At 67.8% G+C, this 14,012-nt stretch carries 14 protein-coding genes; 4 read left to right on the top strand and 10 right to left on the bottom strand.

The window, feature by feature from the left end:
- The first annotated feature begins 71 nt into the window (after window positions 1-71).
- Together trxB and trxA are read left to right on the top strand one after the other, a co-directional pair.
- Complete coding sequence (gene trxB / locus N3K63_RS04165; RefSeq protein ID WP_261578731.1) at window positions 72-1,067, top strand: thioredoxin-disulfide reductase; 996 nt, start codon at window positions 72-74, stop codon at window positions 1,065-1,067.
- 88 nt (window positions 1,068-1,155) lie between these two features.
- On the top strand, window positions 1,156-1,479 hold the full coding sequence (gene trxA, locus N3K63_RS04160; RefSeq protein WP_261578730.1) for a thioredoxin: 324 nt from the start codon (window positions 1,156-1,158) through the stop codon (window positions 1,477-1,479).
- A 65-nt stretch (window positions 1,480-1,544) separates the two neighbouring features.
- On the opposite strand, the gene N3K63_RS04155 is transcribed toward trxA, so the two are convergent.
- The 10 genes from N3K63_RS04155 to rpmH all read right to left on the bottom strand — a co-directional run bounded on the left by N3K63_RS04155 (window position 1,545) and on the right by rpmH (window position 10,589).
- Complete coding sequence (locus N3K63_RS04155) at window positions 1,545-2,747, bottom strand: hypothetical protein (protein ID WP_261578729.1); 1,203 nt, start codon at window positions 2,745-2,747, stop codon at window positions 1,545-1,547.
- Between the two features lie 18 nt (window positions 2,748-2,765).
- Entirely contained in the window at window positions 2,766-3,107 is a 342-nt protein-coding gene (locus N3K63_RS04150) for a tryptophan synthase subunit alpha (protein ID WP_261578728.1), read from the bottom strand.
- An 18-nt stretch (window positions 3,108-3,125) separates the two neighbouring features.
- The gene (locus N3K63_RS04145; RefSeq protein ID WP_261578727.1) at window positions 3,126-4,106 is read right to left on the bottom strand and encodes a ParB/RepB/Spo0J family partition protein; all 981 of its coding nucleotides are present in this window, start codon (window positions 4,104-4,106) and stop codon (window positions 3,126-3,128) included.
- Window positions 4,106-5,059, bottom strand: coding sequence for a ParA family protein (locus N3K63_RS04140; protein ID WP_261578726.1), 954 nt, complete (start codon window positions 5,057-5,059; stop codon window positions 4,106-4,108). Before N3K63_RS04140 ends, N3K63_RS04145 begins: the two co-directional genes overlap by 1 nt.
- A 2,298-nt stretch (window positions 5,060-7,357) precedes the next feature.
- Window positions 7,358-7,981, bottom strand: a complete 624-nt coding sequence (gene rsmG, locus N3K63_RS04135) for a 16S rRNA (guanine(527)-N(7))-methyltransferase RsmG (RefSeq protein WP_261578725.1) — start codon at window positions 7,979-7,981, stop codon at window positions 7,358-7,360.
- A 19-nt stretch (window positions 7,982-8,000) separates the two neighbouring features.
- Window positions 8,001-8,522, bottom strand: a complete 522-nt coding sequence (locus N3K63_RS04130) for a Jag family protein (protein WP_261578724.1) — start codon at window positions 8,520-8,522, stop codon at window positions 8,001-8,003.
- Window positions 8,523-8,539: 17 nt separating this feature from the next.
- On the bottom strand, window positions 8,540-9,661 hold the full coding sequence (gene yidC, locus N3K63_RS04125) for a membrane protein insertase YidC (RefSeq protein WP_390895101.1): 1,122 nt from the start codon (window positions 9,659-9,661) through the stop codon (window positions 8,540-8,542).
- Between the two features lie 87 nt (window positions 9,662-9,748).
- Window positions 9,749-10,105 carry a membrane protein insertion efficiency factor YidD gene (gene yidD, locus N3K63_RS04120; RefSeq protein ID WP_261578722.1) on the bottom strand — a complete coding sequence of 119 codons (357 nt, stop codon included), beginning with the start codon at window positions 10,103-10,105 and terminating at the stop codon, window positions 9,749-9,751.
- A complete protein-coding gene (gene rnpA, locus N3K63_RS04115) occupies window positions 10,102-10,440 on the bottom strand; it encodes a ribonuclease P protein component (RefSeq protein WP_261578721.1) in 339 nt (112 codons plus the stop codon). Before rnpA ends, yidD begins: the two co-directional genes overlap by 4 nt.
- Window positions 10,441-10,451: 11 nt before the next feature.
- On the bottom strand, window positions 10,452-10,589 hold the full coding sequence (gene rpmH / locus N3K63_RS04110; RefSeq protein WP_036304730.1) for a 50S ribosomal protein L34: 138 nt from the start codon (window positions 10,587-10,589) through the stop codon (window positions 10,452-10,454).
- 389 nt (window positions 10,590-10,978) lie between these two features.
- Here rpmH and dnaA point away from each other — a divergent pair, with 389 nt between their 5' ends.
- Both dnaA and dnaN read left to right on the top strand, forming a co-directional pair.
- The gene (dnaA, locus tag N3K63_RS04105) at window positions 10,979-12,400 is read left to right on the top strand and encodes a chromosomal replication initiator protein DnaA (protein WP_261578719.1); all 1,422 of its coding nucleotides are present in this window, start codon (window positions 10,979-10,981) and stop codon (window positions 12,398-12,400) included.
- Between the two features lie 428 nt (window positions 12,401-12,828).
- Window positions 12,829-13,971: a DNA polymerase III subunit beta gene (gene dnaN, locus N3K63_RS04100; RefSeq protein WP_261578718.1), complete on the top strand. Its 1,143-nt coding sequence runs from the start codon at window positions 12,829-12,831 to the stop codon at window positions 13,969-13,971.
- Window positions 13,972-14,012 lie beyond the last annotated feature (41 nt).

The following is a 14,012-nucleotide window of genomic DNA, read 5'->3' as shown; positions in this document are numbered from 1 at the left end:
GGAATGCGGTGCGCCTACCATTGGTTGAACGTCTCGGGGCCTGTCGCGGCCCCGCGAGAGAAGGAGCAGTCGTGCGCAAGGTCATCATCATCGGATCGGGTCCGGCGGGATTCACCGCCGCCATCTATGCGGCCCGCGCCAACCTCGAGCCGCTGCTGATCGCCAGCTCGGTCGAAGCCGGCGGTGAGCTGATGAACACCACCGAGGTCGAGAACTTCCCGGGCTTCCCCGAGGCGATCATGGGCCCCGACCTGATGGCCAAGATGCAGGAGCAGGCCGAGCGCTTCGGCACCGTCGTCGCGTACGACGACGTCGTCGAGCTCGACGTCGACGGCCCCGTGAAGACCGTGACGCTCGGCTCGGGCAAGACCCACGAGGCCGAGTCCATCGTGTTCGCCACCGGGTCGGCGCCCCGCAAGATCGGCATCGAGGGCGAAGCCCGCCTCTCGGGACGCGGCGTCTCGTACTGCGCGACCTGCGACGGCTTCTTCTTCCGTGAGCGCACCATCGCCGTCGTCGGCGGCGGCGACTCCGCCATGGAGGAGGCCACCTTCCTCACCAAGTTCGCCTCGAAGGTCTACGTCATCCACCGCCGCGAAGAGCTGCGGGCGTCGAAGATCATGCAGGAGCGCGCCTTCGCCAACGAGAAGATCGAGTTCGTCTGGAACAGCGAAGTCGCCGATGTCCTCGGTGAGGACGCCGTCACCGGCATCCTGCTGCGCGATACCGTCGACGGCTCGACGCGCGAACTGCCGCTGGACGGCGTGTTCGTCGCGATCGGCAACGACCCGCGCACGCACCTCGTGCACAACAAGCTCGACCTCACCGAGCACGGCACCATCTGGGTCGACGGCCGCTCGTCGCGCACGTCGGTGCCGGGTGTGTTCGCCGCCGGCGACGTGATCGACCCGACCTACCGTCAGGCCGTCACCGCGGCCGGCAGCGGCACGGTGGCCGCCCTCGACGTCGAGCACTACCTCGCGTCGCTGGCCGACGCCGGCCAGCCCGCTGCCGACGCCGCCGAGATCGACGGCCTGCCCGACGCGGCCGCCGTCGGCGCCGCCTGAGCACGTCGCCCGAGCACACGGAACAATCCCCGTCCCCGCACTGTTGGGGACACTGACGGACTCCCCGTCGACACGAAGGAGAAATGACATGACCGCCAAGGCCACGAGCGAGAGCAGCTGGCAGCAGGACGTCATCGACGCCGAGGGTCCCGTCCTCGTGGACTTCTGGGCCGAGTGGTGTGGCCCGTGCCGCATGGTCGGACCCATCCTCGACGAGATCGCCACCGAGAACGGTGACAAGCTGACCGTCTTGAAGCTCAACGTCGACGAGAACCCTCAGCTCGCCATGAAGTACCAGATCACCTCCATCCCCGCGATGAAGGTGTTCAACAAGGGCGAGGTCGAGAAGACGATCATCGGCGCCAAGCCGAAGTTCGCCCTCGAGCAGGACCTCGCGCCCTACCTCGGCTGAGCTCTTCGCACCCGCGTCACCCGGTGACGCGACAGGACTCGACCCCTGGTCAGATATCTATCTGATCAGGGGTTTCCTTTTGCCCGAGCGGATGCCGCGGCGCGCAGCACGACGACGTCGGTGATCACGTCGACGACCAGCACCGCGCCCATCACCCACTGCACCGTGGTAAGGGGCTGCGGGAAGGGCGGCAGCGCTGCCGCCACGCACACGGCGACCGCCGCCACCGCCTCGAGGGCGGTGAGCAGACGCGCGAGGCGGGGACGGCGATGCGGCAGCCGGCGCCAGCGCGCCCAGAGCGAGGTGCCCTCGGGCTCGGCGGCGACGGCATCCGCGATCGTCCCCCACAGCCCCTTCTTCACGATGCGCACCGCGCCCGGCAGCGCCCCGGGATCGACCTCTCCCCGCGCGATCTGGTCGGCGGGCGGGTCCAGCCGCAGCGCCGTGAGCACCCGGGTCCGCACCTCGGCGTCGAGCGGGGCATCGATGAGCGCGCGGAGGGCGGCGTGGTCGACCTGGATCTCCTCGAGCGGCGTGAGGTCGAACGAGTCGTCGGCCGCGGCGGGTGCGGGCGGCGCAGGAATGAGCTCCGGGAGTGTGGGAACCGGGGCGGGCTCCCATCGCAGCACCAGATCCGGCGTCGCCGCGGCGGCGAGGCGTTCGCGCAGCGGCAGCGCCGCCACCGACGAAGCGCCGTAGAAGGCCAGCTGCAGCACGTCGGCATCGACTGTGAGGGTCAGCACGGGGCGCTGCGCCTTCGGCCAGTGGGCGCCCGGCGCGCTCGCGTCGGCGACGATCACGACGCCGCGGGCGGTGGGCACCGCCGTGAGATCGCCGCCCAGCTGCAGCGCGAGCTCACCACGGCGATCGGGGGCCAGCGGCACGGTGCCGTAGACGATGTGGATCTCGTTCGCCCCGCGCGCCGCCGGCGACGACTCCTCACCGGTCGCGGTATCGCGGTCGTCCCCCGCCGCGAAGAACGCGTCGTCGCTCCACAGCGACACGGTGGCCCCGAGCCGCGCCGCGAGTGCCTCCAGCAGCGGTGGTGCCGGGGTGGGCGCCCGGATGCCGGCGCGGTCGGCTACGATGATCCCGCGCTCGGGAGCATACGACACGTCGACGCGCACCCAGCCGCGGCGGGCTTCGTCGTCGACGTGCACGTTTCCGTCGACGCGGAAGTCGCGGAGCGCGGCCACGACGAGCATCGCGGCGTTCTCGGTCGCCGGCGGGAACGAGACGTCGAGGCGAGCGGGTGCGGCCGGGTTCACCCGCTCGAACCTAGCGACTCACGACGCTTCGGCGCGAACCGATGCGTCCCAGGTGCGATGCGGCTCACTGCCCAGCAGCCGCCACACGGCCCGCGTGAGGGGTGGGTGGGCGATGGCGATCTGGCGCAGCACCCGATAGTTGCGCGCTTCCGAGGGACGGTTGCCACCGTCGGCCGCGATGTTCTCGGCACGCAGGGTCAGCACGACGAGTTCGTCGACGCTGGGCAGGTCTTCCATGAAGTCCCAGGGGTCTTCACCCGCGCGCAGACGCTCCTCGACGAGCACCGACAGTTCGTCGGCGGCTTCGGCGCGCAACAGCTCGAGGCTGGCGCGGCGCGGAAGGTCGGGCTCTTCTGTCACCCTTCCAGGGTACGCGGCTCAGAAGGCGCCGTACTCCGTTTCGCCGATTTCAGCGAGGATGCGGTTGAGGTCCTGGATCGACGCGAAGTCGATGTTGATCTGGCCTTTCTTCGAGCTCAGCGAGATCTTCACCTTGGTGTTCAAGCGGTCGCCGAGCCGCTCCGCGACCTCGTCGAGGTGGGCCCGACGGGCACCGGCCTTGGGGGCGATCCGCGAGGTGCTGCCGGCATCCGGCTGCTTGGCCGCGGCCTCTGCGGCCCGCACCGAGAGGTCCTCGTTGACGATCTTGTCCGAGAGGCGCTGCATGGCGTCCACGTCGACGAGCGACAGGATGGCACGGGCGTGGCCGGCCGAGAGCACGCCCGCCGCGACCCGCTGCTGCACCGGAACCGGGAGCTTGAGCAGGCGGATCGTGTTGCTGATCTGCGGACGCGAGCGACCGATGCGCCCCGCGAGCTCCTCCTGCGTGATGCCGAAGTCGTCGAGCAGCTGCTGGTAGGCGGATGCCTCTTCGAGCGGGTTCAGCTGCGAGCGGTGGAGGTTCTCGAGCAGCGCGTCGCGCAGCAGGTTCTCGTCGGTCGTGTCGCGCAGGATCGCGGGGATGGCGGTCAGGCCGGCCTCGCGGGCGGCGCGCGTGCGTCGCTCGCCCATGATCAGTTCGTAGGCGCCCTCTTCGTTCGTGCGAACGACGACGGGCTGCAGCACACCGAACTCGCGCACGCTGTGTACGAGCTCGGCGAGGTCGTCGACGTCGAAGTGGGTGCGCGGCTGCCGCGGGTTGGGGACGATCGCGTTGGGGTCGACCTCGATGAGCCGGGCACCCGGGATCGCCAGCAGCTCCGCGGTCTCCCCGGCATCCTGCTCGGGCGCCTCGGTGACCGCGGCGGCGCGCGAGGACGCCCCGGGGAAGAACACGTCGACGGGACGCGCCTCGTCGGAGTCGGCCGCCGTCGGAATGAGCGCGCCGATGCCGCGCCCCAGACCCGTTCGTTTCGCCATCAGGATGCCCCCTTGTTGTTCTCTGCCAGCCCTCGTCGGGCGAGTTCGACCGCGGCTTCGCGGTAAGCCACTGCTCCAGCGGATGCGCCGTCGTAGGCGATCACGGTCTGGCCGAAGCTCGGCGCCTCAGACACACGCACAGATCGCGGGATCACGGTGTGGAGCACCTCCTTCGAGAAGTGCGAGCGCACCTCGTCGGCCACCTGCTGCGCGAGGCGCGTGCGGCCGTCGTACATGGTGAGCAGGATCGTCGAGAGGTGCAGGCGCGGGTTGAGGTGCTTCTGGATCATCCGCACGCTGCCCAGCAGCTGGCTGAGACCCTCGAGCGCGTAGTACTCGCACTGGATCGGGATCATCAGCTCGTGCGCCGCGGTGAACGCGTTGATCGTCAGCAGGCCCAGGGAGGGCGGGCAGTCGATGATGACGAAGTCGACAGGGTCGGCGTCGTCCGACAGGTAGTCCTCGAGCGCGGTGCGCAGCCGGTGCTCGCGTGCCACCTGCGAGACCAGTTCGATCTCGGCGCCGGCGAGGTGGATCGTGCTCGGAGCGCACAGCAGTCGCGGCGACTCCGGCGACACCTGCACGATGTCGGCCAGCGGGAACTCGTCGATCAGCACGTCGTAGACGCTCGGGGTCTCGGCCGTGTGCGGCACTCCGAGGGCGGTCGAGGCGTTGCCTTGCGGATCGAGGTCGATCACCAGCACGCGGGCACCGAGGGAGGCCAGCGCGGATGCCATGTTGACGGCCGTCGTCGTCTTTCCGACGCCGCCCTTCTGGTTCGACACCGTGATCACGCGGGTCGGTCCCTCAATGTGCAGATCGACGGTCTCGAGCACCTTGCGGCGCGAGGTCAGATCGGCCAGTTCGCGGGCGATGGGGCTGTCGTCGATGGAGAACGGTGCCGCCACGTCGTCCGATTCCTGCACCTGCAACTCCTGACTTGGGGGACTCATCCACTGTAGTCGAGCCCTCCGACCCGAGCCTCCCCCGCCCGATGTTCCACGTGAAACATCGGGCCGCGGGCGGGTGGTGGGGGTCCGTGTTTCACGTGAAACATTGGGCCTTTGGATGTGGAATCGGGTGCCGGTCAGCTGGAGGCGCGCGTGATTCCGCGGGTGCGAGCTCACCATCCGTCGGGTCGTTGGTGCTGGTGTCGCCCTCCACTCCACTTCCGACACCACCCGCCCCACCGGTCCGACGGATGGTCACGCTGAGAGACCGCGGTATTGGGGGCGTCAGGCGCCCGCTCGGACGCAGCCAACGGCTTGCCACAGGACTGGATTCGAGGTTCTCTCGTCGAGATCACACCGGAAGCGCTCCCAAAGCGCTGAACACGGGCCCCGAGCACTCCACGTGCCCCCAACCAGGGGCACGTGGACGTCTTGCTGCGCCTCAGCGTCGTCTCTGCAGATGGGCACTGTGACCCGGAATCTCTGGTGATTCAGGACTCAGGTCGTGGATTGTGGCTTCATTACGACTCGCGACAGCAGGGGAGTGAGTTCGTTCGACCCTCCTTCTTATGCCGGTGTGGCCACCGCGCCTGGAGAGCAGCCGCCCCCGGCCGCCCCGCTAAGCCCTCGAGCTCACGCGCGGCGCACCTAGTCGCGACGCTGGCCAACGCCGCGAGACGGAGGCCGACAATCAGAGATACCAACCGGATAGATCAAACACGCGCCACGTTCTGATCGGTGATCGGTCACCTGTTGCCGACCACCGACAGCGAACAACGGGCCAGGGGCAACGGGCAACGGGCAACGGGCAACGGTCGACAACCGGCAACGGACAGTGGGCAATGAACAGCAGACAGCAGACAGCAGGCGTAGCGCGTCCCCTATCAAGCGGCCGTGATCGCCGTGCGGTGAGCCCGGAGGCAGTCGCCCCTCGAGCATCGACCACTCGCCAAGACTCGCGTTGGCTCAGTTGGCCGGGAGTGAATCCATCATCTAGCCACCACCGGTCAGCGACCTCACCACTGGAAGGGGACCGCATCGCCAGCGACCTTCCAGGTCGGCACGGCGGTAGTCGCGCCGACCTGGCCCGGACGACGATGACGCCCGGACTCCCCCGGCGGCCGTCCCGCACCTGCGTCACCGGCTCACGGCCCTCCCTGGCGCCCCGCGATCATCGGTGTGGTCCATCCGTCGGAACATTGGTGCTCACGTCACCCAAGACGCCACATTCGACGACACCCGCCCCACGCATCCGACAGATGGGCACCGGGATGTGGTTCACATTTACCCGTCGGTGACCATGCGCATCCCGCGCGTCAGCGTGGCCTCAGGGCGTGAATTTGGACGACCACACCAATGTTTCACGTGAAACCTCGCGCGGAGGCAGCCCGCCTCGCCAGACAAAGCCCGAAATGCAAGCGCGGAGAGAGGCCGCTCGGCGTTGCCCGCCTCCACGCCTGCACGCCTGGCCGGCTGCACGCCTGGCCGGCTGGGCGGACCGCCGGCTGAGCTGATGCGCGATTGAGCAGACGGGCGAATGAACGGACGGCTGGACGGCTGCATAGATGGGCGGCGGCTGGATGGGCGGCGGCTGGCGGGGGTGGCGGGTGGTTTGCCCGGATGCGCGGGCGGCCCGGCTGCAGCGCACGGCAGTCCCACCCCGCTCAGCTGGGTACTTCTCGGGGTTTCACGTGAAACACCCCGCCGTCGTTCGTCTTTCAGAGAGCCTGCACCCGTAGCGCGTGGACTGGGCGCTTACCGCGAAGGATCATTCTGATCATTCGCCATCCATGGCGGAAGGATGTTTCACGTGAAACACAGCGGAGCACAGCCCCATCGAGTCGAGATGACCAGTGACGCGCGCTGTCGATGTTTCACGTGAAACGCCAGGGCCGACCCCCAAGATCCAATGTTCGCTGCGCCGAGACCGTCTTGCATTGAATCGACGTGGGTCACGCGGGATACATCGGGTCGATCGTCCACCTCTGCGGGCAACGGTGTCTCCACTGCATGATGCAACGACGTTTCACGTGAAACAACGCCTCCATCAGCGCGTACCCGCGCCGTGGGTGCCGGCGCGGACGAAGATCGCACCGGCGCAGGGTACCCATATCGGGGCGAGTCGGAGTTTCGGGGCATCGGGCCTGGCATGAGCGAAGCACGACTGCCGCGGGTGATTCACACCCCGTTCCAGCATCCGAAGCGCCGAGTGCCGCAAACGAGTCAGGCTCACACCCGGGGGATCAACCCCGGGTGTGAGCCTGTCAATCGTTGGTGCAGCGCCCGATCAGAACGCCGAGCTCAGCGGACGGTGGCGCGGATCACGCGGGTGGGTTCGTCGATGACGCCCTCACCCACGGGCTCGACGCGCACGTCCGACAGGCGGAACTTGCGGATCTGCTTCTCTGCAGCGGTGATCTCGTTCGCGGCGTTGGCGCCCTTCAGCAGGATCAACTCGCCGCCGTCGCGCACGAGGGGCGCTGTGAGGGGGATGAGCGTGCGCAGTGCACTGACCGCGCGTGCGGTCACGGCATCCAGAACAGGACCTTGCTTCCAATCCTCGCCACGGGCACGCACGACCTCGACGTTCTCAAGACCCAAGGCTTCCGCCTGCTCGGTGAGCCAGATGACACGGCGTTCCATGGGCTCTATCAGCACCCACCGCACGTCGGGGCGGGCGATGGCGAGCACGAGACCCGGCAGGCCGGCGCCCGATCCGATGTCGCCGACACGGCCGCCAGCCGGGAACAGCGGCGCAGCGACCACGCTGTTGAGTACGTGGCGCGACCAGAGTCGGGGGAGTTCCAGTGGTCCGATGAGGCCGCGCTCCTCACCGTGCTCCGCGAGAGCCGCGGTGAAGGCGCGTGCCTGGTCGATCCGATCACCGAACAGGTCGGCAGCGACAGCGGGTTCGTTCTCGAGCATCAGCGTTTCACGTGAAACGTCACGCGCGGCGGATCACGGTGTGACGGTCCGCACCCTCGCCGTACGACTCCGACACGAAGCCGCGGTCCGACACGATGTCGTGCACCAGCTTGCGCTCGTAGCTCGACATGGCGGGCAGGGAGGCCTGCGTCGCGCCGTCTTCGATGCGGGTGATGGCGCGGTCGACCAGCTTCTCGAGCTGCTGCTCGCGCGCCTCACGGGATCCGCCGATATCGAGGATGAGGCGGGAGAACCGGCCGGTCTTCGCCTGCACCGCGATACGGGTCAGCTCCTGCAGCGCCTGCACGGTGTCGGGCTCCGAGATCAGCGAGAGCGCCGCCTCGTCCTCGTTCTCGACGGAGACGTAGGCACGACCGCCGCGCACGTCGAGGGCGAGGTCGCCGTCGACGTCGGCGATGTCGAGCAGTCCCTCGAGGTAATCGGCGGCGATGTCGCCTTCTTCTTCGAGCTGCTCGACGGTGGCGTCGGTCACCACGGCGCCCGAGGGGGCCGTGGTCTGCGTGTCATTGGGCGTGGTCATGTCGGTTCCTCGTGTGATCAGGATGCCGTGGGGCCGGACGGGGAGTCGGGAGCAGCCGGCGGCTGGAGGTTCGGCTTGGGATTCTGGCCGTTCTTCTGGCCGCCCTGCTCGCCCTTCTGTCCACCCTGCTGGCCCTGCTTCTTGGCGCGCTTCTTGTTGACCGGCTGCTGACGCTTGGGAGCCTGCTCCTTGGCGCGCTGGGCTTCTTCGTAGAGGCGTGCCTGCTCGGCCTGGTACTTCTCCATCGGCACGATCTTGCCCGAGGAGTCGATGGCCTTGCCCTTGCGCGCGAGGCGCTCTTCGCGAGCCTTGGCCGCGTCGGAGCCCGGCGTCGGCATGTTCCGGATGACGATGAACTGCTGCACCATCGTCCAGATGTTGGAGGTGAACCAGTAGAGCACCACGCCGAGCGGGAAGAACACACCCGAGAAGATGAAGCCCAGGGGCAGCACGTAGAGCATGATCTTCTGCATCTGGTACGCCTGGCCGGTCTTGGCCTCGGGCGACAGGTTCTTCGAGATGATCTGCAGCTGGGTGATGAACTGCGACGCGATCATCAGCACGACCAGGACGATCAGGATGATGACCGTGACTTCCCAGCCGGAGGGCTTCGTGTTGATGGCATCCATCAGGCTGGTGTGCAGCGGGGCGACGCCGAACAGCTGGGCGTCGTAGAACTGCTTGGTGAGCTCGGCGCTCAGCAGGCCCACGCCTCCCAGGCCCCACTCGGCGTGCTTCTTCACGTCGCTCAGCGTGTAGAACATGCCCAGCAGGATGGGCATCTGCACCAGCAGCGGCAGGCAGCTCGACACCGGCGTGGTGCCGTGCTTCGAGTAGAGCGCCATGGTCTCGCGGCTCATGGCCTCGCGAGAGAGCTGGTCCTTCTTGCCCTTGTACTTCTCCTGAACTTTTCGCAGTTCAGGAGCGATTTCCATCATCTTGCGCTGGCTCTTGATCTGCCGCACGAACAGCGGGATGAGCGCCGAGCGCACCACGATCACCAGACCGATGATCGACATGACCCAGGTGAGGCCGGCCGACGGGTCGAGGCCGATCGAGGTGAACACCCAGTGCCAGGCCACGAGGATCGCCTCGACGAACCACTTGAACGGCCACATGATGATGCTGAAGAAGTCCATGCCGGTACCGGGCGGCGGCGTGGTGGGTGTGGGGACTGCCGGCGTGGGTGTGGCGGCAGCGGCGCGGAACAGAAGATCCAGCACGGATCAGTCCTTTCTGGGAGGCACGACGAATCCGTGCGGAGTCAGTGAGTGCCGATAGTGCGCATGCGGCGGCACGTCGTCGATCCCGCCGCGCGCCCACGGGTGGCAGCGGCCGAGTCGGAGGGCGGTCAGCGCAGCACCTTTGATCGCACCGTGCTGCTGCACAGCGCCGACCGCGTAGGCGGAGCACGAGGGGTAGTACTTGCAGACGTCGCCGTAGAGATGCGAGATCGTCGCGCGATAGCCGTGCAGAGCGGCGAGCACCAGGTTGCGCGGCACCAAGGGAAGGGTGCGGGCAGCGGCATCCCAGGAGAGGGAGCCTTCTCCGGTGGCCGAGGCGGGCAGCGTCGCCGAACTCACGCGGCGGCTTTCCGGGCGAGGCATCGCAGCACGTCGCCGCGCAGAGCGTCGTACGACGCGGATGCCGCGGAGGGAAGCGCGCGGATGACGACGTCGGCGCCGGGCCTCACGGTCGGCAGCGCTTCTGCGCACACGGACTTGAGACGCCGGCGCACGGTGTTGCGGGTGACTGCATTGCCCACCTGCTTGCTCACGATGAAGCCGAATCGGGCGGGACGCTCGTCGGTCGTGGACACGACGTACGTCACCGCGGTGGCACCGGCACAGCGAGAACCCCCACGGACGACGGCCTTGTACTCCGCCCCGCGGGTGATGCGGTTCCCGCGCGCCAGCACCGCTGGTCGGATCAGGCGGAGAGTTCGGTGCGGCCCTTGCCGCGGCGAGCCGACAGGATGGCGCGGCCGGCGCGGGTGCGCATGCGGGCGCGGAAGCCGTGCTTCTTGGCGCGGCGGCGGTTGTTGGGCTGGAACGTGCGCTTGCTCATTGGGATCACTCCGGATCGGCGGTCACCGGAACGCTCTAGGCCGGGGACACAGGTACAGGGACTGCCCGTGTGGGCATAAGTCAACCGACTAAGGATACGTCGGGACGCCTGAGAACCCAAACCGGGCGCAGCCGGTTCACACCTTATCCACGGGTCCACGATCGGCCTCGCAGCGACACGCGGCCCGCAACTACAGTGGATTTGGCGCCTGAACCCCCTCGTGATTACCGTGTCGGAGGCAGTTATCCACAGCTGTGGATGAATGCCATCATCGCATCCGCCCACCCGCGGGTGTCCCGCACAGACGGGGAGCACAGCCGCGACGGGAGTGCAGCGACCAGGTCGCGGCCCCGCAGTCGGATCACAGCAGAACGAGACACGGGGATGACATGACAGAGCACGAGATCCCGGACGTGCCCGTCTGGACCGCGGTGCTGGACTCGCTCGACGGCGACGACCGCGTCACCCCGCAGCTGCAGGGGTTCCTCAACCTCGCCGTGGCACAGGGAGTCATGGGCGGCACCCTCTATCTCGACGTCCCCAACGACCTCACCGCCGCGCAGTTCAACAAGCGCCTGCGCGCGCCGATCCTCGAAGCCCTCGCGCACGTCGACGCCGAGCCGGCCGCCACGACCTTCCGCGTCGTGGTCAACCCCGAGCTCGTCGACGCGTCGCCGGCGGCCCCGCGCGAGCCCGCCGCGCCGCTGCCGACCGTGCTGCCGACGATCCCGCGCCCCACCGAGGACTTCCCCGAGCCGCCGTCGGTGTCATCCCGCAGCGACACCAGGCTCAACCCGAAGTACACGTTCGACAACTTCGTCATCGGCCAGTCCAACCGCTTCGCACACGCCGCGGCCGTGGCCGTGGCCGAAGCCCCCGCCAAGGCCTATAACCCGCTGTTCATCTACGGCGACTCGGGCCTGGGCAAGACCCACCTGCTGCACGCGATCGGCGACTACGCCATCAGCCTCTACACCGGCATCAAGGTGCGCTATGTGTCGAGCGAGGAATTCACCAACGACTTCATCAACTCGATCGCCAACAACCGCGGCTCCGCGTTCCAGGCGCGCTACCGCGACGTCGACATCCTCCTCATCGACGACATCCAGTTCTTGCAGGGGAAGGCCGAGACGCAGGAGGCCTTCTTCCACACGTTCAACACGCTCCACGATCACGACAAGCAGGTCGTCATCACCAGCGACGTGCCGCCCCGGCACCTCACCGGCTTCGAAGACCGCATGCGCAGCCGCTTCGAGTGGGGCCTGATCACCGACGTGCAGGCCCCCGACCTCGAGACGCGCATCGCGATCCTGCGCAAGAAGGCCCAGTCGGAGCGCCTCCTCGTTCCCGACGACGTGCTCGAGTACATCGCCACGAAGGTCTCCAGCAACATCCGCGAGCTGGAGGGCGCGCTCATCCGCGTCTCGGCCTTCGCGAGCCTCAACCGTTCCACGCTCGACATCTCGCTGGCCCAGACCGTGCTGCGCGACATCGTCGACACCGATGATGCCAACGTCATCTCCCCGACCGACATCATCACCGCCACCGCGCAGTACTTCCGCCTGTCGGTCGACGACCTCTACGGGTCGAGCCGCTCGCAGGCCGTCGCCACCGCCCGCCAGATCGCGATGTACCTGTGCCGTGAGCGCACGAGCCTGTCACTGCCGAAGATCGGCCAGCTGTTCGGCAACCGCGACCACACCACGGTGATGTACGCGTACAAGAAGATCAGCGAGCTCATGAAGGAGCGGCGCTCGATCTACAACCAGGTGAGCGAGATCACCACGCAGCTCGGCCGCGTCGGTCGCTGACTCCCTGCGTCACGCACCGGTGCATTCCCCGTTCCGTTCTTGACACGGATGCCTCGGCGACCCCAATATTCGCGTTCTACACAGTGTGGACAGCCTGTGGATAACTTGGCATCCGGCCGTCGAGTCTGTGAGGGATCGTGGAGAGCCTGTGGATGACATCCGTGAATGACACCGCTGTCATTCGCCGGGGGTCGACGTCCATCCGCAGCTCGCCCACAAGTTACACGCGTGTGGTTTCCGCTCGTGGAGCGGGATCGGCCGAGTTGTCCACAGTTTCCACAGCCGTTAACACCATGACAAAGATCCATCTAGAGAAATCCCCGTTCGATCACCTGCTCGGTGAGGGCGCCCCGGCGCAAGAGGCTGACAAACCACGACGGCGAGGGCACTAGCATGGGAGAGCCCTCACCACCGACAAGGGAGCGCCAGTGAAGTTCCACGTCAATCGCGACGTTTTCAGCGAGGCCGTGTCGTTTGTCGTGAAGCTTCTTCCGCAGCGCAACCCCCAGCCGATCCTGGCCGGTGTGCTCATCGAAGCCAGCGAAGACGGCCTGTCGCTCGCTGCGTTCGACTACGAAGCATCCGCCCGCACCACGATCGAGGCCACGGTCGACGAGCCCGGCACGATCCTCGTGCACGGCCGGTTGCTCTCCGAGATCGCCAGCCGCCTGCCCAATGCGCCGATCCAGATCGTCCAGGACGACGACGGCATCGTGCTCAGCTGCGGGTCGGCGCGCTTCACGCTCGCGTCGATGCCGGTGCAGGAATACCCCGCCATCCCCGAGGTGAGCGGCGACGCGGGGCTCGTTCCCGCCGAAGACTTCGCCACGGCGATCGCGCAGGTGGCCTTCGCCGCCTCGCGCGACGATGTGACCCCCGTGCTCACCGGCGTGCAGCTCGAGGTCGCCGGCACCGAGCTGAGCCTCGTGGCCACCGACCGCTACCGCGTCGCCCTGCGCGACATCCCGTGGGACGGCGGCGTCGTCGCCGGCGACACCGAGTCGACCACGGCTCTGGTGCCTGCCCGCACCCTCACCGAGGTCGGCAAGACGTTCGCGCACTCCGGTGACATCAAGATCGCGTTCTCGGGATCGGGCGATCGCGAGATCATCGCGTTCACCGCGGGCAACAAGACCGTCACCTCGCTGCTGATCAAGGGCAACTTCCCGCCCGTGCGCCGACTGTTCCCCGAGCAGACCGATCACTACGCGGTCGTCAACACCGCCGATCTCATCGAGGCCGTGCGTCGTGTGGCGCTCGTGCTCGACCGCTCGGCGCCGCTGCGGTTCACCTTCAGCGACGAAGGCGTGTCGATGGACGCCTCCGGCACCGAGCAGGCGCGCGCCACCGAGTCGGTGGATGCGACGCTCAACGGCGAAGAGGTCACGCTGGGCCTGAACCCCCAGTACCTGCTCGAGTCGCTGGGCGCGGTGAAGAGCGAGTTCACGCGCATCACGTTCACCTCGAGCGAGAACGCCAACAAGCTGAGCCCCGTGCTCATCACGCCGCAGACCTCGGGCACGCCCGAGAGCTTCAAGTACCTGCTGCAGCCGAACCTGCTGCTGCGTTGAGGCGGGGCCGTCACGGCGGCACCGTCGACGCCCACGCGTGT

The organism is Microbacterium festucae, assembly GCF_025421715.1.
Classification (GTDB): domain Bacteria; phylum Actinomycetota; class Actinomycetes; order Actinomycetales; family Microbacteriaceae; genus Microbacterium; species Microbacterium festucae.
Note: the sequence above shows the minus strand (reverse complement) of the source record. Positions and strands in the feature narration are given on the sequence as shown.

Coding starts and splice junctions, on each gene's coding strand:
- yidC (WP_390895101.1), bottom strand. CDS start 9,661: ATGGACTTCTTCAGCATCATCATGTGGCCGTTCAAGTGGTTCGTCGAG.
- N3K63_RS04130 (WP_261578724.1), bottom strand. CDS start 8,522: ATGACCACGCCCAATGACACGCAGACCACGGCCCCCTCGGGCGCCGTG.
- rpmH (WP_036304730.1), bottom strand. CDS start 10,589: ATGAGCAAGCGCACGTTCCAGCCCAACAACCGCCGCCGCGCCAAGAAG.
- trxA (WP_261578730.1), top strand. CDS start 1,156: ATGACCGCCAAGGCCACGAGCGAGAGCAGCTGGCAGCAGGACGTCATC.
- N3K63_RS04145 (WP_261578727.1), bottom strand. CDS start 4,106: ATGGCGAAACGAACGGGTCTGGGGCGCGGCATCGGCGCGCTCATTCCG.
- N3K63_RS04140 (WP_261578726.1), bottom strand. CDS start 5,059: ATGAGTCCCCCAAGTCAGGAGTTGCAGGTGCAGGAATCGGACGACGTG.
- dnaA (WP_261578719.1), top strand. CDS start 10,979: ATGACAGAGCACGAGATCCCGGACGTGCCCGTCTGGACCGCGGTGCTG.
- rsmG (WP_261578725.1), bottom strand. CDS start 7,981: ATGCTCGAGAACGAACCCGCTGTCGCTGCCGACCTGTTCGGTGATCGG.